This window comes from Flavobacterium sp. NRK F7, from assembly GCF_024054195.1.
In the GTDB taxonomy this organism is placed as follows: Bacteria; Bacteroidota; Bacteroidia; order Flavobacteriales; family Flavobacteriaceae; genus Flavobacterium.
Genome location: NZ_JAMXLB010000001.1, coordinates 1,149,087 through 1,172,218, shown reverse-complemented (window position 1 = coordinate 1,172,218; position 23,132 = coordinate 1,149,087). Strand labels below are relative to the sequence as shown.

Below are 23,132 nucleotides of genomic sequence, written 5' to 3'. Positions count from 1 at the left end.
ATATAATAATTATTTCAATATAGTCTGTTTAAATCTTCTTTCTTTTTCTTGAGCATCAACTACAGACACTGCTGCCATATTCACCATTTCTTCTACGCTCGCTCCTAATTGAAAAATATGAACGGGTTTATCCAATCCTAACATAATAGGCCCAATAGAATCCGATTTATTCAATTCCTTCATTAATTTATAAGTAATATTTGCAGCATCTAAATTTGGAAAAATAAGTGTATTTACTTTTTTATTTGCTAATTTAGAAAAAGGAAATTTACTTTTTAACATTTCTGGATTTAAAGCAAAATCGGTTTGAATCTCACCATCAATTATTAAATCAGGATAATATTTATGCAAATAAGAAACGGCCTCTCTTACTTTCTTTGGGTTTTCGTTTTCAGAAGATCCAAAATTTGAAAAAGAAACCATAGCAATAACAGGTTCCATACCAAACATACGGACGGTTTTGGCTGTCATTAAAGCAATCTTAGCTAAATCTTCTGCTGATGGATTTGGATTGATTGCAGTATCCGAAAGAAAAATAGGTCCTCTGGACGTCATCATCATATTGGTGGTTGCAATTCGGGTTACACCAGGAGCTTTTTCAATTAACTCCATTACTGGTTTTACAACTGTAGGATAACTTCTCGAATATCCAGTCACCATGGTATCTGCTTCACCCGAGTTCACCATCATTAATCCAAAATAATTACGCTCTCTCATCCATTTTTCAGCATCAAGTAAGGTAACCCCTCTTCTTTGTCTTGACTTCCAAAATGCTTTTGCATATTTCTTCCTGCGTTTATCTTCTTCTGCTGTTTTAGGATCAATTATTTCCACATCAGCATCAAAACCGATCTCAACTTTTAATTCTTTTATAATCTCTTGATTACCCAAAAGAATTGGTTCGCCAATACCTTCTTCATGTACAATCTGAGCTGCTTTCAAAACATCTAAGTGATCCGCTTCTGCAAAAACAACGCGTTTTGGATTCGTCTTAGCACGATTTACAAGCATACGAATCATTTTGTTATCAGAACCTAAACGTTCTAATAAATCTAATTCATATTTTTCCCAATCATTAATTTCTATTTGGGCTACACCAGAATCTATTGCCGCTTTTGCTACGGCAGGTGCAACAACACCAATTAATCTAGGATCAAAAGGTTTTGGAATAATATAATCGCGACCAAAATTTAATTTGGTTTCTCCATAAGCTATATTTACTTGTTCTGGCACGGGGCTTTTAGCCAATTCAGCAAGTGCTCTAACCGCAGCCATTTTCATTTCCTCATTAATTTTTTTAGCACGAACATCTAATGCGCCTCTAAAAATATAAGGAAAACCAAGAACATTGTTTACTTGATTAGGATGATCCGAGCGACCAGTTGCCATAATTACATCTTCTCGGGTTGCAATTGCCAAATTATAATCAATTTCTGGAACGGGATTAGCCATAGCAAAAACTATAGGATCATGATTCATAGAAAGCAACATCTCTGGAGTAAAAATATTTCCTACAGACAACCCTAAGAACACATCAGCTCCAACAATCATCTCTTTCAACGATTGAGGCTCACAAGATTTGGCATACACTCTTTGTAAATCCAAGAGATCCTCTCTGCATGTCGTTAACATTCCATCTTTATCGAACATAAAAATATGCTCCACTTTTACGCCTAGTAACACATATAAATTGGCGCAAGCTAATGCCGCTGATCCAGCTCCTGAAACAACCACTTTTACTTTATCGATATCTTTTCCTGCTAATTCTAAAGCATTTAACAAAGCTGCTGAAGAAATAATCGCTGTTCCATGCTGATCATCATGCATGACAGGTATATTTAATTCTTCTACTAATCTTCTTTCAATCTCAAAAGATTCTGGAGCCTTAATATCCTCTAAATTTATTCCACCAAATGTTGGTGCAATATTTTTAACGGTTTGGATAAATTCTTCTATATTTTTAGTCCCAACTTCTATATCAAAAACATCAATATCGGCAAAAATTTTAAATAATAATCCTTTACCCTCCATTACTGGTTTTGATGCTTCTGGACCAATATCGCCTAATCCTAAAACTGCAGTTCCATTAGAAATAACGGCAACTAAGTTTCCTTTAGCGGTATATTTATAGACATTATTGATGTCTTTCGCAATTTCTAAACAGGGCTCGGCTACACCAGGAGAGTAAGCCAATGACAAATCTCTCTGGGTTGCATATTTTTTTGTAGGTACTACCTGAATCTTTCCAGGAGTAGGTTTCGCGTGGTATAATAAAGCTTCTCTTCGTTTTGTATCCTTGTGCATATAATCACTTTTATATGAACTTACAAAGTTAAAATAAGCAATGAAAGAAAAAAATTTTAAGGCTACTCTTTTGTGAAAATGTAAAAAAATATTATTTCTGTTATCTTTTTAATGAAAAATGGCCTTTTTGCACTCTTCCGTCTAACATATTAATCGTATACCAATAATCCGAGGCTGGCATGGCAACATTGTTAAAAGTTCCATCCCAACCTAGAGAAGAAGAAGAGATTTGCTTAATTAATTTTCCATAGCGATCAAAGATGGAAATCGTAGTTTGACTTCCAAAACGACTGTCAAATCCTTTTACATTCCAAAAATCATTGATTCCATCTCCATTTGGAGTAAAAAATTGAGGTATTCCTAAAACACTTATGGATTTATTTGAAATTCCACAACCATTTAAATCATATACATAAACTGTTAGAGTGCCTGGTAGCACATCATAAAAAATAGGACTGTCTTGGTAGTTTTCACCATCAATACTGTATTGATAGTTTCCATCTCCCGTTACTATAACTGTAACGGTGTTGTTTTCTTCTAAATCTACAATAGCAATATCATCAATTATTGCAATATTAGATGGATTTACATGTATTATTCTTGTGCTTGAACATCCAATATTATTTGTAACCTCTACACTATAATCACCAATAGTAGTAGCTTGAAATGTATATAAATTTGCACTAGTAATTGCTTGATTATCTAAATACCATTGGTACGTAAAATCGCTTATAGTTGCTTCATCTACTAGTCCCGCATTTAAAACTACAGAAGAATTTGGAGTATCAGTACAAATCACTTCATCACTACCTTGCGCGTTAATTATTGGTTTTGAATTAACCACAAACGAAAGAACAGTAGTTGCTTCACACTCTGTATTGTTACTATTTGTTAATACAACAAGAACATCTTGTGTACCTGTTTCGTAAGCGCCTATAAAATTAGGAATTGGATCATTATTGGCATCAAAATAAGCAATACTTACGCTTGTTTGGTTGCCAATTATTGTGTTTTCAAAAGATGATGTGTCAAAAATTTCAATACCGTCTTGAGCTAAAGGATCTTCTGTTTCACAAGCGACTAATAAATTTGGATCAATTGGATTAATTATTGGAGTTTCATAAACTACAAACTCTAAAGTTGTCGAAAAAGTACAGGCATTTGGAGTGGTATTCGTTATTGTAACCGTCATGGTTTGCGAACCCGAAGGAAAAGGATTTGGTAAAACAGTATATACCACATTATTAGCATCAGTGTAAGTTATTGCAACATTTGTATTCGATAATTCGCTTAAAAATTGGCTTTCCACAGTTGTAGTATCAAATTCCACAATACCATCATGATCATCGTCACAACCTCGTAATATTTTCTCAGTAACTATTGGTAAAGTCTCTACCTGTAAAGTGACATACTTACCTAGACCCACACAATCGTTATTAATATTACTATCTACTCGCACAAATAGCTCTTGAAAGTTTGGGCTTGAAGAATTGGTATAATTTGAAAGATTTGTAATGGCATTTATCTCAGCCAATGCATCGTCTATATTTTCATAAAAAGTTACTTGAACGATTTGACCTGCAAATAAATTTGAAATTTGGTTGCTTGCATTTACTAAGCTAAATTGAGCTATTCCATCATTATTAGTACCAAAATTATCGTCGCACTCTGTAATGAGGATAGGATTAAAAGAAGCTGGTACTTGAGTGGCTGCGACCGTTAAATTTAATTGACCCGTTCTATAACAACCATTACTGTTGCTCACTCTATAGTAAAGAGTTTGAACATTTACGGTTTGATTAATAAAATTAATGTCATTTAGAATTGGATTTGTATTGTTTTCAGCATCTATTAAATTGAAAAAATAGGTAAAAGTCAAACCAGTAGTGGTATTACTAATTAATTCATTTGCTTCTGTTAAATTAAAAGCACTAAATCCATCAGTATCATCATCGCATTGTTTTAAATTTACCATATTATTTATAATTGGTCTTTCTACTACTTCAATACTTAATTCTGCAATATCAAAACATGTCCCTTTTTCTACTCTTACATAAAACAGATGTGTACCAACACTTAAATTAATATTTTGCCAATTTACAATAGCATTCAATGAGTTTGTTGCCTCACTTAAGGTATTGTAATAACTAAAATTTACAGTTTGTCCACCAGAATATATCTGTGTATCAAGAGTGCTTAAATTATAATCAATTGAAGCCGTTGCGTTACTTTCACAAACAATCGTATCAAAATCATTAGCTGTTATCGCATCAAAAATAACCGTTACAGGTTTTATCTCTGTACATTGTGCTGATACAGAATTAATTCTTGCATAATAAGTTCCCTGACTTATGTTTGTTGAACCAACTAAAGCATTATTGTTTAATGCAGCATCTTGCATTGTTTCAAAATAGGTAATAAAAAAACCTGAAAACCCACTTAGATAAGAAGCATCCAACATAGAAAAATCATACAACTCTATATTATCATTACCTTCATCACATAGAACCACATCAGGAAAAGTTGGAAAATTTAAATTGGCAAAAGGATTTAAAATAGTAGCCGTTCCATTCCAATTTAGAGAAAAAGGAGAACTTCCTACCGGACGATCAATTACAACAAAATAACTTTCTCCAGACAAAACGCTAAGCTCCCTCACAAAGCTATCTCCACTTGGACCTGGTCCTTCGCTTGTATCAAAAGACGAATCATTCAGTCCTGTATGATTATTAGTTAATCCGGCTGCTGCAGGGTTAGTTGTAGAACATCGAATAGGAGCTCCTAAATTTCCACAAGTAGAAGCAGGTCCAAAAACCCAAAAATCATAATCTTCATTAATATTATTACTATCTGGGACAATAGTAAAACCTAATGTACCCGGTTGATCAATAGTAACCCTTAACCACAAAGAATTATTTTCTTGACTACTACAAGAAGGAGGATTAATTTCCTGAACTCCTGCACCTGAGACATCATACGAAACACTTTGATTATCACATGCTTGAATATAATTTTGACAATCATTTGGTAAGTTTTGGGAGAAACCTATCGCTAGAGAAAGTAGGAAAATAGCTAAGAAGTAATTGTTTTTCACGAGTTTATTTAAATTTTGTCAAATATAAATAATTTGCTTCACTATTTCTTCACTTTTTAGTCCTTAAGAAAAGTAATATTCCGTTGAAACCCCTCGAACTTAGTCCTTTTAATAGCAGATTTTTGAAATACTTTAGTAAAAGTTTCTTTTGTAATTTCTTGCCAATCTTTTTTAGTAAAGTTCAAAAGTGATTCATTCGGATGAAAAAGCGGTTCATTGTGAGGCTTTGCAAAGCGATTCCATGGACAAACATCTTGACATACATCACAACCAAAAACCCAATCTTGAAATTTCCCTTTCATATCTACTGGTAAATTATCTTTAAGTTCAATGGTAAAATAAGAAATACATTTACTACCATCTACCACATAAGGGGCAACAATAGCTTCTGTAGGGCAAGCATCGATACAAGCAGTACAGGTTCCACAATGATCCGTAGTAGCGACATCATATTCCAATTCTAAATCAATAATTAATTCTGCAATAAAATAGAATGACCCTACCTTTTGAGTAATTAAATTAGCATTTTTTCCAATCCATCCTAATCCACTTTTTGCAGCCCAAGCCTTGTCTAGAACGGGTGCGGAATCTACAAAAGCTCTACCACTTACTTCTCCAATTTTTTCTTGAATAACACTTAACAATTCGTTTAATTTTCCCTTAATAACAAAATGATAATCTTGACCGTAAGCATATTTAGAAATTTTATATGAATCTTTTTCTTGTTTTTTTGATACTTCTTCAGCAGGATAATAATTAAGCAACAACGAAATTACACTTTTAGCATCATCCACTAATAAGGTTGGATCTAAACGCTTATCAAAGTGATTTTCCATATAAGTCATTTTTCCATGTCTGTTTTGGTTTAACCAATTTTCCAAACGTGGTGCCTCTTGCTCTAAAAAGCCTGCTTTTGAAATTCCGCAAGATAGAAAACCTAGGCGATTTGCTTCCTGTTTAATAAAAGCTGTATATTTCTCTTTGAGGCTCATGCTCTTTTTTTAAATTCTAAAATGGATTCAAAAGGTTTTAAAGTAATTAAAGGTTTTATTTGAATTGGGGATTTTTTCTCCACAATCTCATACCGTTCTACAACACTCAGTATAGCTAAAATCATTTCGTACATAGCAAAATTATTCCCAATACACATGCGTTGTCCTGCTCCAAATGGATAATAATTCTTAGAAAATTTTACAGTTTCATCCGAAAAACGTTCAGGAATAAATGCTTCTGGATTAGTCCAAAAATCAGGGTGACGATGAATTTCATAAACTGAAAACAATAGATTAGATTCTTTAGGTAATACAAGTTCCTGAAAAGAATCTTCTTCTTTGTTCACTCTATCAATAAAATAAGCTGGCGGATATAACCGCATGGCTTCTTGAATAACCCATTTGGTATAAGTTGCATGGCTAATTCTATCCATTAAATCGAATGACTCCTTTTTATTTTTTTGAATTTCCTCCAAAATCTTCAATTGTGCTTGAGGATGTCTCGCTAATAATTCACAAGTAAATGTCAGTGCATTAGAAGTTGTTTCATGTCCTGCAGCAAATAAAATTAAAATCTCATCTAATAATTGAGTTTCTTCCATAGAAGAGCCATCCTCATATCTAGCATCTAAAAGCATGTCTAACAAATCATTATACCTCATTCCACTTTGCTTTCTTTGGGTTACCACTTTATGCAAAATAGCTCTAGATTGATCAATTAAATTAATGTGAAATTTTATTTTCCCTGAGAGTTTGAACCACCAACCTAAATAAGGTTGTCGCAACTCTTTAACTAACATTTTTTGAGTGATTTCAGTTGTATGCTGTAATTGTTTAATAGCTGCATCTTCAATTTCAGAACTAAATAAAGATTTTACAACCGTTTGAAAAGCTAAATCATTAAAGATTGGAAAAATATCAAAAGGTTTATCCGTTTTAATTTGATCTAACTCACTATCTATAGTTCTTTGAATCGTATCTAGCAATTGTATCAATTGGCTTTTATGAAAAGCAGGTTGAATCAGTCTTCTTTGTTTTTGCCATTTTTCACCTTCTGCTGTCAACAGTCCTTTTCCAATATACTTTGCTAAATCTCTAGTTTGAATAGGCGATTTTAGGTAATTCTTTTGATTCTTTTGCAAAACATAACTCAATAATTCTGCATCTCGTGTAAAAATTACCGATTTTCCAAAACCCACATTTAAACGAAATGAATTTCCATATTGATTAAAGTTTGCTCTATGAAAAGGAAGTGGATTTCTTAATATAGAAAGAGAATGCCTAATAAATTTAGGCAAGGATACTTCAGGAATGTTTTTTACAGAACTCATATCAATTTATTATTCAAAAAGACCTCCTTGAATATTGCTTTTTATCTTTCCTAAATGACGATAAGCCTTTTCAGTCACTTCTCTACCTCTAGGTGTTCTCATTATAAACCCTTCTTGTATTAGGAAAGGTTCGTAAACTTCCTCAATTGTTTCACCATTTTCAGAAACTGCTGTCGCTAAAGTGGTTAAACCTACTGGACCTCCTTTAAATTTATCAATAATGGTGGATAGAATTTTATTGTCCATTTCGTCCAAACCATTCGCATCTACATTCAACGCTTTTAAAGCATATTTAGTAATTTCGACATCAATTCTACCATTACCTTTAATCTGAGCAAAATCTCGCACTCTTCTTAATAATGCATTTGCGATACGAGGAGTACCTCGACTTCTACCGGCTATTTCAATAGCTGCGTCCAAATCTATTTCAACACGTAATATGGAAGCACTACGCTCGATAATTGTAGCTAATAATTCTGTATTATAATATTGTAGCCTACTTTGGATACCAAAACGGGCACGCATTGGTGCGGTTAATAAGCCAGAACGTGTAGTAGCACCAACTAATGTAAATGGGTTGAGATTAATTTGAACCGTTCGTGCATTTGGTCCGCTCTCTATCATAATGTCAATTTTGTAATCTTCCATTGCAGAATACAAATATTCTTCAACTATAGGACTCAAACGATGAATTTCATCTATGAACAAAACATCTCTTTCTTCGAGATTGGTTAATAACCCAGCTAAGTCTCCTGGTTTATCTAAAACAGGTCCGGATGTAATTTTAATACCAACCCCTAATTCATTGGCTAATATATTAGCTAAAGTAGTCTTTCCAAGACCTGGAGGACCGTGAAATAACGCGTGATCTAAAGCTTCATTCCTTTGATTAGCCGCCTGAACGAAAACTTTTAAATTTTCCAAAACATGATCCTGACCTGCAAAATCATCAAAAGATAATGGGCGTAATGCTTTTTCAATATCAATTTCCTGTGGAGAAAATCGTTCTTTATTAGGATCTAAATTTTCATTCATATCGCAAAGATAAGCAAAGTTAAAAACAAAAAACCTTTCCAAATTGGAAAGGTTTTTAATTATATCTATAAAATCTTAATGATGTAACTCTTCTTCTCCTTCTTTCATTGGAGTAATTTGAGATACGAAATCTTCATCATGACCTGGTTTGCTATAATCATAAGCCCAACGGTGTACTTCAGGAATTTCACCTGGCCAGTTACCATGAATATGTTCAACAGGTGTAGTCCATTCTAAAGTATTAGATCTCCAAGGGTTTTGAGAGGCTTTTTTACCATAGAAAATACTATAGAAGAAATTCCAGAAGAAAACTACTTGGAATACAGCTCCTACAATAGCAAAAACAGTAATTAAAACATTCACATCTGCTAACTCATCAAATAACGGAAAAGCAGAATTAGTATAATAACGTCTTGGTAAACCAGCCATACCTATAAAATGCATTGGAAAAAACACACCATAAGCACAAACAGCAGTTACCCAAAAGTGAACATATCCTAAAGTTTTGTTCATCATCTTACCAAACATCTTAGGGAACCAATGATATACACCTGCAAAGAAACCATATAATGCAGATATACCCATTACTAAGTGGAAGTGAGCAACTACGAAATAAGTATCATGAACGTTAATGTCTAATGTAGAATCTCCAAGAATAATACCCGTTAAACCACCCGTAATAAAAGTAGAAACCAAACCAATAGAGAACAACATGGCTGGATTAAGCTGTAAATTACCTTTCCATAGTGTGGTAATATAGTTAAATGCTTTAACGGCTGATGGAATGGCAATTAATAAGGTTGTAAATGTAAATACCGATCCTAAAAATGGATTCATACCTGATATAAACATGTGGTGACCCCAAACAATTGTAGATAAGAAAGCAATTGCTAATATAGAAGCTATCATTGCTCTATAACCAAAAATTGGTTTTCTAGAGTTCGTTGCTATAATTTCAGAAGTAATACCCAATGCAGGTAACAATACAATATAAACCTCTGGATGTCCTAAAAACCAGAATAAATGTTCAAACAATACTGGTGAACCTCCTTGATAATGTAACACTTCTCCTTGAATAAAAATATCAGACAAGAAGAAAGAAGTACCAAAGCTTCTATCAAAGATTAATAATAATGCTGCTGAAAAAAGAACGGGGAAAGAGATAATACCAATAATAGCTGTAACGAAAAATGCCCAAACTGTTAGAGGTAATCTTGTCATCGTCATCCCTTTTGTTCTTAAGTTAATTACTGTTACTACATAATTTAATGATCCCATTAAAGAAGAAGCAATAAATATAGCCATAGAAACTAACCATAAAGTCATACCTAATCCTGAACCAGGAATAGCTTGTGGAAGCGCACTTAATGGTGGATAAATTGTCCAACCTGCAGAAGCTGGCCCAGACTCAATAAATAAGGAAGCCAACATAATTACTGAAGAAATGAAAAACATCCAGTAAGAAAGCATGTTCATAAATCCTGACGCCATATCTCTTGCTCCAATTTGCAAAGGAATAAGTAAGTTACTAAATGTACCACTCAATCCAGCAGTTAATACAAAGAAAACCATAATTGTTCCGTGTATTGTAACTAAAGCAAGGTAAATATCGTTACGCATTACACCTCCAGGTGCAAAATTTTCACCTAAAAGAAATTTAAATATACCAAAAGATTGTTCTGGCCAAGCAATTTGCATACGGAACAAAATAGAAAGTAAAACTCCCACAATTCCCATTATTAAACCTGTAATCAGGTATTGCTTAGCAATCATCTTATGATCTAAACTAAAAATATATTTAGTAATAAATGTTTCTTTATGATGACCGTGTTCGTGTGCTGACATAATCTTATATTATTTTAATATCTTAATCTATTTAATAATTTGAGCTACAACTTTTGTAGTATCTATTACAACATCCATAGGCTCTGTTACTTCTACTTCTGGTGTTGGAGCTGGTGCTGGCGCATTTGCTTCAGCCCATTGAGAAGAAAGAGTTGGTTTTTCGCTTAACCATGTTTTAAAATCTTCAGGTGTATCAACTACAATTTTCATTTGCATATTGTAATGAGAAGCCCCACAAATTTTGTTACATAAAAGTAAATAATCAAAAGTATAAGGCTCTAAAGCTTCTTCCCCTTTGGCAACTAAATCGATGCTCTTTTTAGCTCTAATTTTATTTATTTTATCAACCTTTGCAATAATTGCTTCGTCTTCACGCATCTCAGCTGTAGTCATATTAGGAACAAACGCAAACTGAGTTATCATTCCTGGAACACAGTTCATTTGTGCTCTAAAATGAGGCATATAAGCTGAGTGAAGCACGTCTTGAGAACGCATTTTGAAAACAATTTTTTTACCTTTTGGTAAATGCAGTTCATTTACGACTTTATCATCTTGGGCAGCAGGATCAGAAAGATCAACTCCTAAAGTGTTTACCCCTTCAATAAATCTAACATTAGCTTTACCTAGTGTATTATCTTCACCAGAATATCTTACTTCCCAACCAAATTGCTTCGCATATAACTCTACATAAATTACTTCTTCCTCATCGTCATAATACATGATGTTATTCCATGTATATAAACCGTATAAAATTAAACCTGCTAAAACAATCACAGGGATAATTGTCCAAATTGCTTCTAATTTATTATTGTCAGCAAAATATAAAGCTTTTTGACCTTGTTTACCTCTATATTTAAAAGTAAAATAGTGTAATAAAAATTGTGTTATTGTTTGTACAAAGAAAATTAAGTACATTGAAATAGCCATTAGATTATCTACTTCCGCGCCATGTTCTGATGCAGGTGTACCTAATACTAAATCACTCCATTTTACCAATGAATAAATAGTAAAGATGTAGATAAAACCAACAAAAGCAAACATTAAGTATCCATTAATACTATTATCTTTATCGTTTGCAACTTCAGAATCACCTGAATTTGAACCTACTTGAGTTAAATCGAATATTTTAGTCAATTGCCAAATAGCAATTCCAATTAAAACTAAAACAAAGAATATCAATAAACTTGTCATTTGTTTATTTCTTTAAATATTAATAATGAAAATGTTTGCTTTCTTCCATCAAAGGATTACCCTTCGCTATTAAAGACTCTTTAGATAAAGTAGTAAATACTACAAAAATAAACAACCCTAAAAAGAAAGCTATTGAACCTAATTCAGAAACTCCGATAAACCATTGATCACCTACAGTAGCTGGCATAATCATATTATAAAAATCAATGTAATGTCCACAAAGAATTACAATTCCTGCCATTACCACAATCCATGATAAACGCTTGAAATCTGTATTAATTAAAATTAATAATGGGAATACAAAATTCATAACAAGCATACCAAAAAATGGTAGTTTATAGTTTTCAATTCTAAATACGAAATAAGTAACCTCCTCAGGAATATCAGAATACCAAATTAACATAAATTGAGAAAACCATAAATACGTCCAGAATATACTAATACCAAACATGAATTTAGCTAAATCATGAATATGACTTGTATTTACATATTCTAAATATCCTTTAGATTTTAAATATAAAGTAATTAAAGCAATCGTTGTAATTCCACTTACGAAGAAACTTGCGAATACATACCATCCGAATAATGTACTATACCAATGTGGATCAACAGACATAATCCAATCCCAAGACATAATAGATTCAGATACTATAAAGAAAACTAGGAATCCAGCTGCCCATTTAAAGTTCTTTTTATAATTGCTAATATCATTAGATTCATCTTGAGCAAGAGAGTTTTTTCTTGAAACATATCTGTAAAGATTCCAACCTCCTAAAAAGATAACTGCTCTTATTAAAAAGAAAGGAACATTTAAATATCCAGCTTTAGCCTGTAATAAATGATCTTTTGCAACTACTGATTCATCCATCCATACAAATAAATGATTCATATGAAAACCAGAAAGAAGTAATACTACGAAAAATATGATAGAACCTGGTAATAGGTAACCAGTAATACCCTCCATTACTCTGAATAAAATAGGAGACCAACCTGCTTGAGCTGCTTGTTGAATAGCATAAAAAGCAAGAACTCCAACTGTTAACAACATGAAAAAGATACAAGCAACATAAAACGCAGACCACGGCTTATTTTGTTGTTGATGCAAAACATGGTCAATATGAGCATCGTGCTCATTTGTTTCGTGTTTCACCTCAGATTTATGTGTATCATGAGAAGCTGGAGCTACCTCATGATGTGTTGCATGTGAATCATGAGCTGTTGCTTTTCCATGATGACCATCATGAGCATTTTCTATCATTTCTTTAACTTCTTCTTTATTTGGCACAGTCATAAAACCAATACCAATTCCTATGATTCCTAAAACCATTAGGACAATTGAAAAAGTTTTTAATTTACTTGAAAACGTATACATATTAATAATTTTCAAAAAAGTGTTTTACAATTATAATTCGGACTTCAGTTTTAAAACGTAATCAGCAACTTGCCATCTCTCTTCTTGCGTTAATTGATTAGCATGTGAACCCATAGAATTTAATCCATAAGTTACTACGTGATAAATACTTCCTTCTGTTATTTCTCTATCTTTATAGCTAGGAACCCCTAAGAATTTCTCTCTTTTTACTAAATTTCCTTTACCATCTCCTTTTTCTCCATGACAAATAGCACAATAAATATTGAATAATGCTTTTCCATTTTCAGGATTACGAGATAAAGAATCTAATGGCGATTTTAAAGTTTCCTTAGCCAAAGCATAACCTTCAGTTGTATTAGGAATTTCGTAAGTAACAAACCCTCTTTTTATGGTACCTGGTGCAGGCAACTGTCCTTCTTTACCATTTTTAAACACTTCATGCTCAGAATACGTTTCATAAGGAACGGCTTCATACATATTTGGAAAAAACTGATAGTTAGGCTTTGCATCATCATGGCAAGAAGTTACCATGAAAGAGAAACCTGCTATTGCTACTATTTTATATAAGCTTTTCATATCTTGTATTAATGCTTTTCAATTACTTTAACTTCTACAGCTCCAGTTGATTTAAAAAACGAAACCATATCATCTTCGTTTCCGTGAACACCAACTTCCATTAAAAAATGATCATCTGTAGTTCTTACATCTGGATTTTCAGCTTTTTTGAAAGGCCATAATTTACTTCTCATATAAAAAGTAATTACCATTAAGTGAGCTGCAAAAAACACCGTCATCTCAAACATAATTGGAACAAATGCTGGCATATTATCGATGTAACTAAAACTTGGTTTACCTCCAATATCTTGAGGCCAATCTACAATCATGATGAAACGCATCATAGTAGTTGCGATTGATAAACCAACTAATCCATACAAAAATGAAGCTATTGCAATTCTTGTTGGAGCTAATCCCATAGCTTTATCCAATCCATGTACTGGAAAAGGTGTGTAAACTTCTTCAATATGATGATGTGCTGCTCTTGTTTGTTTAACAGCATCCATTAAAACATCATCATCATTATATATAGCGTGTATAACTTTATTACTCATGATATTAATGATTGTCTGAATGATTATGTCCGTGTTCTTCTCTTTCTCTCTTGTAATTATCACCAGATGATTTTAAGATAGTCTTAACTTCAGCTTGAGCAATAACAGGGAAACTTCTAGAGTATAATAAAAACAATACAAAGAAGAAACCAATAGTTCCAATAAAAATTCCTGCATCTACAAATGTAGGCTGAAACATTGTCCAAGATGATGGTAAATAATCTCTATGTAATGAAGTAACGATAATTACGAATCGTTCAAACCACATTCCTACGTTTACAACAATTGAAATAATAAATGAGAAAGCAATACTAGTTCTTAATTTCTTAGACCACATAAATTGTGGTGAGAAAACATTACAAGTCATCATTAAGAAATAAGACCACCAGTAAGGTCCCGTAGCTCTATTCAAGAAAGCATATTGTTCATATTCTACACCTGAATACCAAGCAATAAATAACTCTGTTATATATGCACAACCCACGATTGAACCTGTAATCATAATAATGATATTCATTAATTCAATATGTTGAATGGTAATGTATTCTTCTAGATTCGATACTTTTCTCATGATAATCAATAACGTATTTACCATTGCGAATCCTGAGAAAATTGCTCCAGCTACGAAGTAAGGAGGAAGGATTGTTGTATGCCAACCAGGAATTACTGAAGTTGCGAAGTCAAAAGATACAATTGTATGTACAGAAAGTACAAGAGGTGTAGCTAAACCTGCTAAAACTAATGATACTTCTTCAAAACGTTGCCAATCTTTTGCTCTACCACTCCATCCAAAAGACAAAGTTGAGTAGATTCTTTTTGTAAATGGTGTAATAGCTCTATCACGTAACATAGCAAAGTCAGGCAATAAACCAGTCCACCAGAAAACTAATGAAACTGATAAATACGTTGAAATTGCAAATACGTCCCAAAGTAAGGGAGAGTTAAAGTTAACCCATAACGATCCAAATTGATTTGGAATAGGTAATACCCAATAACCTAACCATGGACGTCCCATGTGAATGATTGGGAATAAACCTGCTTGCATTACCGAGAAAATAGTCATAGCTTCCGCTGAACGGTTAATCGCCATTCTCCATTTTTGACGGAATAATAATAATACAGCTGAGATTAAGGTTCCAGCATGACCGATACCAACCCACCAAACAAAGTTAGTGATATCCCATGCCCAACCAACAGTTTTATTTAATCCCCAAGTACCAATCCCTGTAGAGATGGTATAAATCATACAACCTAATCCATAAAGGAAAGCGGTTAAGGCAATTGAAAATACAATCCACCATTGTTTATTCGCTCTTCCTTCTACAGGTCTAGCTACATCAACAGTAACATCGTGGTAAGATTTATTTCCTACTACTAAAGGTTTTCTAATGGGTGCTTCGTAATGAGACGACATAATCCTTTATATTGTTTCTTTAATTAATACTTATTTAACGTTTCTTACTTTAACGTGATAGAATACATTTGGTTTTGTACCAATATGCTCTAGTAAATGATACATTCTTTCGTCTTCAGCTAATTTAGCCACTTGACTCTCTTTATCATTTACATCACCAAATACCATTGCTCCACTAGTACAAGCAGCAGAACAAGCCGTTTGGAATTCACCATCTTTTACTAATCTACCTTCACGTTTTGCTTGAAGTTTTGTTGCCTGTGTTTTTTGAATACACATCGAACATTTTTCCATTACCCCACGAGAACGTACGTTTACATCAGGGTTTAATACCATACGACCTAAATCATTGTTCATGTGGTAATCAAACTCACTGTTTTTATTATATAAGAACCAGTTAAAACGTCTTACTTTATACGGACAGTTATTCGCACAATATCGCGTTCCAACACATCTATTGTAAGCCATATGGTTTTGACCTTCTTTTCCGTGAGAAGTTGCTGCAACTGGACAAACTGTTTCACAAGGTGCGTGATTACAGTGTTGACACATTACAGGTTGGAAAGCCACTTGGGGATTTTCTGAAGGGTCTTCCATCTCTGAAAGTGTGCTTACAGAATTTAATAAACCAGAAGTACCTTCTTTTAATTCAACATCACCACTGAATGTCTCTTCATGAGAATAATATCTATCGATACGCAACCAATGCATATCTCTACTTCTTCTCACTTCAGATTTACCTACAACAGGAACATTATTTTCAGCATGACATGCAATCACACATGCTCCACATCCTGTACATGCATTTAAATCAATAGACAAGTTAAAATGGTGACCAATAGTTCTATCAAAAGAAGTCCATAAATCTACTTCAGTAGTAGGTGTTTCTTGATGATCTAGAGACACCATTGGAACAGGATTCCAAACTTCAGCGTCTTTTGTATTAAATATTTCAAGAGTCGTTTCTTTGATAATATCACCACGACCCATTAATGTTTTTTGCAATTGAACACAAGCAAATTCATGCTCACCAGCTTCTTTCGAAATAGAAACAATTTGATTTGCTGTTAAGTTTTTATACAAACTATAAGCATTCACTCCTACTTGCATTTCTTGTTTTAAGGCTGCTTTTTTACCATAACCAAAAGCCAAACCTAAAGTACCAACTGCTTGTCCTGGTTGAACCACCACAGGTACATTATTCAAGGTTACATTACCCACTTTTAAAGTAACGTAATTTCCGTTCATTCCTCCGTTAGCTACATTCCAGTTTTTCAAATCATAGCGTTCCGCATCCTTTTTAGAAATGGTAACATAATTATCCCAAGAAACTCTTGTGATTGGATCTGGAAACTCTTGTAACCAAGGGTTGTTTGCTTGTTGACCATCTCCCATTCCAGTTTTAGTATATAACACTAAATCTAAACCTGCATTTTTAGCTTTTGCTAATTGAGAGGCTGCAACAGAAAAATCAACAGTATTAGCCACTAATGGTAAAGCTTCAGTCATTACAAAACCATCATGAACCATTTGATTCCATGATTTTCCACTTACATTTGAAGAAGCAAATCCTTTTAAATAATCATAATAACTAGCACTATTTTCAGTCCAAGTTAATAAAGCTTCTTGGAATTGTTTCGTATCAAACAATGGACGAATTGTTGGCTGAGCCACACTATAATGTCCTCTTTCAATAGTTACATCTGACCATGACTCCAAATAATGAGGAGCTGCAGCTGCAATAGTTGTTATTGAAGCAGTTTCATCTTCTTTCATTGAAAACGAAACTGATAATTTTACTTTTTTAAGTGCTTCAGAAAAGTCTTTTGCATTTGGTAAAGTATAAACAGGATTTACACCACTCATTATTAAAGTATGTACTTTTCCTGCTTTCATATAATCCACTAACTGACTTACTTCTTTAGCATTTCCTTTTCTTACTAATTTAGCATTTGTTGGATTAAATGCTTCAGAAGCAATAGCAGTATTAATAGCTAAAACTACTAATTGCGCATTCACATCATCCAAACCAGTAACTACTACACCTTTAGATTTAGCAGATTTTAACTGATTCACAACTTTAGCTATTTCAGCATTTTTAGGAGTTGCACCATTAACTACAGCATTGTAAATATCAGCCAAAGCCGATTTTTGTTGAGAAATGGTCATTGGCATTCTCTTATCAGCATTTGCCCCTGCAAGAGACATATTTGCTTCAATTTGAATATGCTTGGACATTTTTCCGTTTTTAGGAACTCTTCCTTTAGCATAGCCTGCATCATATCCACCACCTTGCCAATCTCCTAAAATATCAGCACCAACAGAAACAATAACATCTGCTTTAGAAAAATCATAATTTGCTAAAGCACGAACACCGTATACTTGCTCAAAAGCATCTAATGCATTTGAATCCGATACTGCATCGTAAATAATATGCTTAACTGTAGGATATTTTGCTTTTAACTCATCAATTAAAGCATCTGTTGAAGGACTTGCCATTGTATTTGTTAAAAGAACCACAGCACCACCTTGTGTATTAGCTTCTTCTAAACCAGCCTTAACTTTTGCGTTTACTTCACCCCAAGTTGCGTTATTACCAGCAATTTTTGGTTGTTTTAAACGAAGACTGTCATACAATGAAAGTACAGAAGCATGCACTCTTGCATTCGCACCTGTTCTTGCTCCTTCTAAATTATTATTCTCAACTTTAATTGGACGACCTTCACGTGTTTTTATAAGAATATTTGCAAAATCATAACCATCTGCAATAGTAGTTGCATAAAAATCAGCTACTCCAGGAATAATTTCTTCTGGTTGCACTACGTAAGGTATTGATTTCACAACTGGACCTTCACAAGCCGCTAAAGATGCAGCAGCTGTACTAAATCCAACGTATTTTAAAAAGTCACGACGAGATGTTGCACTACTTGATAAAGCTTCTTTGTCTCCTAAAAACTCATCAACAGGAATTTGTTCAACAAACTCATTGTTTCTTAGCGTCTCAACAATAGAACTATTTTCGTTTAGTTCCTCAACACTTTTCCAGTATTTTTTGTTTGATGCCATATTGTATATTGATATTAGCTTCTTAAATTATATTAATTAATAGTGGCATTTACCACACTCTAAACCTCCCATTTGTGCTGCAGTCAACTTTTCAACTCCATACTTTTTAGAAAGTTCTTCATGAATTTTTGCATAATATGCATTATCTTCAACCTTAACATTTGTCTCTCTGTGACAGTTAATACACCATCCCATAGTTAAAGAAGAATGCTGTCTCATGATTTCCATTTCTTCTACTGGGCCATGACACGTTTGACATTCTACCCCAGCAACTGTTACGTGTTGTGAGTGGTTGAAATACACAAAATCAGGTAAATTATGAATTCTAATCCATTTTACTGGCTCTGTTTTACCTGTATAGGTTTGAGTAGTTTTATCCCAACCTACAGCATTGTATAACTTTTGAATTTCGTTATTATAATTTACACCATATTCGTTTCCTTCTGCTAAAGTCTCTTCTGCTACTTCAGAAATATTTTTATGACAGTTCATACAAACATTTAAAGAAGGAATATTAGAGTGTTTACCAACACGAGCTGCAGAGTGACAATATTTACAATCTATACCATTATCTCCAGCATGAATTCTGTGCGAATAATGAATTGGTTGAATTGGCTCATATCCTTGATCCACACCTACTTGCATTAAATATCCATAAGCAAAATATGCTGCAAATAATAAGAATAAAATAGCCGTAACAACTAATAAGAATTGGTTTTTAATAAACGCTTTCCAAATTGGTAACGACTTACTATCTTTTTGAACCTCAATACCATTTGCTTTAGCAATCTTTGTTAATACGTTATTCACTAAGAACAACATTACGATTAACATTGTCAATACTAATGCTAATGCTCCAAGAATTACATTGTTAGAAATTCCTGAATCATTTGAAGTAGCTCCGCCACCACCTGTAGGAGTTGTAGTTACTACTGGTTCTGGCTTAGGCTGTGAAGTATACGCTAAAATGTTATCAATATCTGTATTAGATAATTGAGGAAAAATAGTCATTGCTTTTTGACCATTTTCATTGTAAATTTTTAACGCAGTTGGATCACCAGCTTTAATAAGTTCTGTGTTGTTTTTGATCCACTTGTAAAGAAATTCTTTGTCATACTTGTCAGCGACACCTCTTAAAGCTGGCCCTGTCATTACTTTATCTAAAGCATGACAAGCAGCACAATTAGCATTAAATAGCGCTTTACCTGCGTCTGCATTACCACCTGTAGCAGGTGCAGCAGCAACATCTACTGACGTTGAATCTTGAGAAAAAACAGATAAAGAAAAAGATAGCGTTAAAGCTAAACTGAAGAAAATCCTTGAAAACGATTTATGGTTACCCACCTTTTTCATATTTAATTAATGATTATCGACTAGATTTGGTACGATTTTAGATATATAACTTACACCTTAAAAGCATACATTATTTTAAACTCCGACAAAAATACGATATTAGAACTATTCTAAAAACCTTAATTTTATCTTAAAATGTAATTTATATTTATTCTAAATAATTTATCCTATTTTGTTTCGTTTAGATTATTGTACTTTTGCTTTAAATTTTATTCATTATGAGAAAATTAACTTCAATAAATTATTTTTACATCGCTATCATTAGCTTATTTATTACTTCTAAAAGTTTTTCACAAGATGACAAAACAACTGTAATTCAAGATCCAAGATTTAGTAAATTGTTAAAAGAAAAGCAACTTTTAAACGCTTCTAATGATTCGGATGACAATTACGCTATCCAAATTTTTTATGGTGATAAAGAAGCTGCAAAAAAGACTTTGGTAAACTTCAAAAAAGACTTTAAAGACATAGATGCTACCTATTTATACACGAATCCAACTTATAAAGTATGGGTAGGCAAATACAAATTAAGAATTAACGCAGAAAAAGACTTGGTAGAAATTAAAAAGAAATACCCAATGGCTTTCTTAATTAAACCCAATCGTTAAACTGCTAATGAAAAAAATTTTGTTTACTGGTATTCTCTTTACCAGCATTTTAAGCTATTCTCAAACTACAAAAGACTCCATAAACACAAAAAGTCTTGAAGAAGTTATTGTGACTTCAAATAAGGTTTCAAAAAACAAAAAAATTCTACCCATTCAAGTAGAATCCATTTCTAAAAAACAAATTGAATTTCAAAACTTTCAGTCCACTGCTGAGATGTTATCCAATTCGGGCTCTTTGTTTGTGCAAAAATCACAACAAGGAGGTGGAAGCCCTGCAATTAGAGGATTTGAAGCGAGTCGTGTGTTACTTTTAGTAGATGGTTTCAGAATGAATAATTTGATTTTCAGAACAGGTCATTTACAAAATGTAATCACTATTGACGAAAACATGTTAGAAAATGTAGACATTTTTTACGGTCCAACTTCGACTCTTTTCGGGAGTGATGCTTTAGGAGGAACTGTAAATATGACTACCAAAAAAACGTCATTTTCTGACACATCTAACAAAACGATTTGGGGTCAAATCAACACCCGTTACGGAAGTGTCAACAAAGAAAAGTCGGTTTCTTTTGACTTCAATTACGCTACAAAAAACTTTGCTTCTTTAACTATTTTCTCTTATAATGATTTTGGAGATTTAAAAATGGGGAAAAGAAAAAACCCACATGGAAATTATTTTGGAGAAAGACCTTTTTACGTAGCTACAATAAGTGGTGTGGATCAATTAGTAGCTAATGATGACAAATATGTACAAAAGTTTTCGGGTTACACCCAATATAATGCCTTACAAAAATTGAGTTATAAAACCGAATCAGGTTACTTACACGGGTTAAATTTACAATTTTCAACTACAAGTAACATTCCAAGATACGATCGTTTAACTGACCCTTCCTCTTCAACAGGTCTACGAAACGCAGTTTGGTATTATGGTCCGCAACAACGCATACTAACGGCTTATACATTAGAAAAACAAAAGGCCTTTTTAGGTAGCGATTTAACGCTTGCATTAGCTTTCCAAAACATGAAAGAAAGTCGTCATAACCGACGTTTTTCCAATTATAATTTACAACATAGAGAAGAAAACGTAAACCTATACTCCTTTTCTACTGATCTTAGTAAAAAATTCACCAAAGGAGAGTTATTTTATGGTTTTGAATCTTATTTTGAAACTTTACAATCGACTGCTTATGCTCAAAATAGCAATACAGGTGAACAAAATGGTATAGACTCGCGCTATCCTAATGGCGACAATCATATGTTTCGAAATGATTTGTATGTTTCCTACACTGAAAAAACAACCCCTAAAACAGCTTGGTCTGCTGGTGGACGTTTAGGCTACACTACTTTAAATAGTAACATTGCAGATGACATCTATTTTCCACTACCTTTTTCTAAAATCAAACAAGGTAATTTCACCTACAGTGGTTCGCTAGGTATTGTACACAACACTTCACAAAATGTGGCATTAAAAGCGAATATCTCCTCTGGATTTCGAGTACCCAATATAGATGATTTTGGCAAAATATTTGAATCAGGTGGTGGTTTTTTGATTGTCCCTAATGAAGATTTGAGTCCGGAAAAAACCATTACGGGTGATTTAGGATTCGTAATTCAATCGAATAACAAGCGTTTCAAATTGGAACATACCTATTTCTACACGCGTATGTACGACGCCATTGTGACGGATACTTTTACTTATCAAGGTCAGAATACTATCGATTACAACGGCGAAACCAGTATCGTTTTAGCAAATCAAAACAAAGGAAAAGCATATATTACAGGAATTTCAACTTTAATCAAAGGCTATCTTATAGAAAATTTACAATTCAATGCAACTTTCAATTATACTTATGGAAGAATCGTAGAAGAACAAGAACGTCCTTTAGATCATATTTCACCCTATTTTGGTAAATTAGGATTGCAGTATGAAAAAAGAAAATGGCAAGCAGAAGCTTATGTGCTGTATAATGGTAAAAAACACAGTAAAGATTATTTCCCAAATGGAGAAGATAATGAACAATATGCTCCTGAAGGCGGAATGCCAGCTTGGGAAACCTATAATTTAAAGGCCAGCTATACTATTTTAAAAAATGCTACATTATATGCAGGTGTAGAAAATATTCTAGATACGCAGTACCGTGTTTTTGCATCTGGCATCAATGCTCCAGGTCGTAATATATATGGCGGTTTAAAATATACTTTTTAATCATTTGGGAGCACAAAAAAAATAGTTCGTTTTAAATCCCTCCTGCTATCCGCTAAATCTGTCATTGTACCACATTTACATTGATATAAAGAATCGCTTACAATGACAGGATATCGCTTCTATCAGGGCTCTATTGAAAAACCTACTCTATTACCTACTCTTCAATACCATCAAATAAAAAAACCAAGCTAAAATCGCTTGGTTTTTTATAT

At 33.2% G+C, this 23,132-nt stretch carries 15 protein-coding genes; 2 read left to right on the top strand and 13 right to left on the bottom strand.

Annotated elements, in window-relative coordinates; genetic code table 11:
* Positions 1-9: 9 nt before the first annotated feature.
* The 13 genes from NHF47_RS04950 to NHF47_RS04890 all read right to left on the bottom strand — a co-directional run bounded on the left by NHF47_RS04950 (position 10) and on the right by NHF47_RS04890 (position 20,106).
* Positions 10-2,304: an NADP-dependent malic enzyme gene (locus NHF47_RS04950; RefSeq protein ID WP_252763895.1), complete on the bottom strand. Its 2,295-nt coding sequence runs from the start codon at positions 2,302-2,304 to the stop codon at positions 10-12.
* Between the two features lie 100 nt (positions 2,305-2,404).
* The gene (locus tag NHF47_RS17275) at positions 2,405-5,398 is read right to left on the bottom strand and encodes a T9SS type B sorting domain-containing protein (RefSeq protein WP_252763894.1); all 2,994 of its coding nucleotides are present in this window, start codon (positions 5,396-5,398) and stop codon (positions 2,405-2,407) included.
* Positions 5,399-5,454: 56 nt separating this feature from the next.
* Positions 5,455-6,390 carry a tRNA epoxyqueuosine(34) reductase QueG gene (gene queG / locus NHF47_RS04940; protein WP_252763893.1) on the bottom strand — a complete coding sequence of 312 codons (936 nt, stop codon included), beginning with the start codon at positions 6,388-6,390 and terminating at the stop codon, positions 5,455-5,457.
* On the bottom strand, positions 6,387-7,721 hold the full coding sequence (locus tag NHF47_RS04935; RefSeq protein ID WP_252763892.1) for a cytochrome P450: 1,335 nt from the start codon (positions 7,719-7,721) through the stop codon (positions 6,387-6,389). The genes queG and NHF47_RS04935 overlap by 4 nt, the downstream gene beginning before the upstream one ends.
* 9 nt (positions 7,722-7,730) lie before the next feature.
* Positions 7,731-8,756, bottom strand: a complete 1,026-nt coding sequence (gene ruvB, locus NHF47_RS04930) for a Holliday junction branch migration DNA helicase RuvB (protein WP_252763891.1) — start codon at positions 8,754-8,756, stop codon at positions 7,731-7,733.
* Positions 8,757-8,831: 75 nt separating this feature from the next.
* Entirely contained in the window at positions 8,832-10,601 is a 1,770-nt protein-coding gene (locus tag NHF47_RS04925) for a cbb3-type cytochrome c oxidase subunit I (protein ID WP_252763890.1), read from the bottom strand.
* Positions 10,602-10,628: 27 nt separating this feature from the next.
* Positions 10,629-11,792, bottom strand: coding sequence for a cytochrome c oxidase subunit II (locus NHF47_RS04920; RefSeq protein WP_252763889.1), 1,164 nt, complete (start codon positions 11,790-11,792; stop codon positions 10,629-10,631).
* A gap of 19 nt (positions 11,793-11,811) precedes the next feature.
* Positions 11,812-13,164, bottom strand: coding sequence for a quinol:cytochrome C oxidoreductase (locus tag NHF47_RS04915; protein ID WP_252763888.1), 1,353 nt, complete (start codon positions 13,162-13,164; stop codon positions 11,812-11,814).
* 30 nt (positions 13,165-13,194) lie between these two features.
* Positions 13,195-13,740, bottom strand: a complete 546-nt coding sequence (locus NHF47_RS04910; protein ID WP_252763887.1) for a cytochrome c — start codon at positions 13,738-13,740, stop codon at positions 13,195-13,197.
* A gap of 8 nt (positions 13,741-13,748) precedes the next feature.
* Complete coding sequence (locus NHF47_RS04905; protein WP_252763886.1) at positions 13,749-14,273, bottom strand: DUF3341 domain-containing protein; 525 nt, start codon at positions 14,271-14,273, stop codon at positions 13,749-13,751.
* Between the two features lie 4 nt (positions 14,274-14,277).
* Complete coding sequence (gene nrfD / locus NHF47_RS04900) at positions 14,278-15,687, bottom strand: NrfD/PsrC family molybdoenzyme membrane anchor subunit (protein WP_140997241.1); 1,410 nt, start codon at positions 15,685-15,687, stop codon at positions 14,278-14,280.
* 30 nt (positions 15,688-15,717) lie between these two features.
* Positions 15,718-18,753: a TAT-variant-translocated molybdopterin oxidoreductase gene (locus tag NHF47_RS04895; protein WP_252763885.1), complete on the bottom strand. Its 3,036-nt coding sequence runs from the start codon at positions 18,751-18,753 to the stop codon at positions 15,718-15,720.
* Positions 18,754-18,789: 36 nt separating this feature from the next.
* Entirely contained in the window at positions 18,790-20,106 is a 1,317-nt protein-coding gene (locus NHF47_RS04890; RefSeq protein WP_252763884.1) for a c-type cytochrome, read from the bottom strand.
* 218 nt (positions 20,107-20,324) lie between these two features.
* On the opposite strand from NHF47_RS04890, the gene NHF47_RS04885 reads away from it, so the two are divergent.
* Together NHF47_RS04885 and NHF47_RS04880 are read left to right on the top strand one after the other, a co-directional pair.
* Positions 20,325-20,714: an SPOR domain-containing protein gene (locus tag NHF47_RS04885; RefSeq protein ID WP_252763883.1), complete on the top strand. Its 390-nt coding sequence runs from the start codon at positions 20,325-20,327 to the stop codon at positions 20,712-20,714.
* Positions 20,715-20,721: 7 nt separating this feature from the next.
* Positions 20,722-22,920 carry a TonB-dependent siderophore receptor gene (locus NHF47_RS04880; protein ID WP_252763882.1) on the top strand — a complete coding sequence of 733 codons (2,199 nt, stop codon included), beginning with the start codon at positions 20,722-20,724 and terminating at the stop codon, positions 22,918-22,920.
* Positions 22,921-23,132: the final 212 nt, after the last annotated feature.

Bases quoted from the DNA above. Each gene is read 5' to 3' on its own strand.
- NHF47_RS04950 (WP_252763895.1), bottom strand. From the start codon at position 2,304: ATGCACAAGGATACAAAACGAAGAGAAGCTTTATTATACCACGCGAAA.
- queG (WP_252763893.1), bottom strand. From the start codon at position 6,390: ATGAGCCTCAAAGAGAAATATACAGCTTTTATTAAACAGGAAGCAAAT.
- NHF47_RS04935 (WP_252763892.1), bottom strand. From the start codon at position 7,721: ATGAGTTCTGTAAAAAACATTCCTGAAGTATCCTTGCCTAAATTTATT.
- ruvB (WP_252763891.1), bottom strand. From the start codon at position 8,756: ATGAATGAAAATTTAGATCCTAATAAAGAACGATTTTCTCCACAGGAA.
- NHF47_RS04925 (WP_252763890.1), bottom strand. From the start codon at position 10,601: ATGTCAGCACACGAACACGGTCATCATAAAGAAACATTTATTACTAAA.
- NHF47_RS04920 (WP_252763889.1), bottom strand. From the start codon at position 11,792: ATGACAAGTTTATTGATATTCTTTGTTTTAGTTTTAATTGGAATTGCT.
- NHF47_RS04915 (WP_252763888.1), bottom strand. From the start codon at position 13,164: ATGTATACGTTTTCAAGTAAATTAAAAACTTTTTCAATTGTCCTAATG.
- NHF47_RS04910 (WP_252763887.1), bottom strand. From the start codon at position 13,740: ATGAAAAGCTTATATAAAATAGTAGCAATAGCAGGTTTCTCTTTCATG.
- NHF47_RS04905 (WP_252763886.1), bottom strand. From the start codon at position 14,273: ATGAGTAATAAAGTTATACACGCTATATATAATGATGATGATGTTTTA.
- nrfD (WP_140997241.1), bottom strand. From the start codon at position 15,687: ATGTCGTCTCATTACGAAGCACCCATTAGAAAACCTTTAGTAGTAGGA.
- NHF47_RS04895 (WP_252763885.1), bottom strand. From the start codon at position 18,753: ATGGCATCAAACAAAAAATACTGGAAAAGTGTTGAGGAACTAAACGAA.
- NHF47_RS04890 (WP_252763884.1), bottom strand. From the start codon at position 20,106: ATGAAAAAGGTGGGTAACCATAAATCGTTTTCAAGGATTTTCTTCAGT.
- NHF47_RS04885 (WP_252763883.1), top strand. From the start codon at position 20,325: ATGAGAAAATTAACTTCAATAAATTATTTTTACATCGCTATCATTAGC.
- NHF47_RS04880 (WP_252763882.1), top strand. From the start codon at position 20,722: ATGAAAAAAATTTTGTTTACTGGTATTCTCTTTACCAGCATTTTAAGC.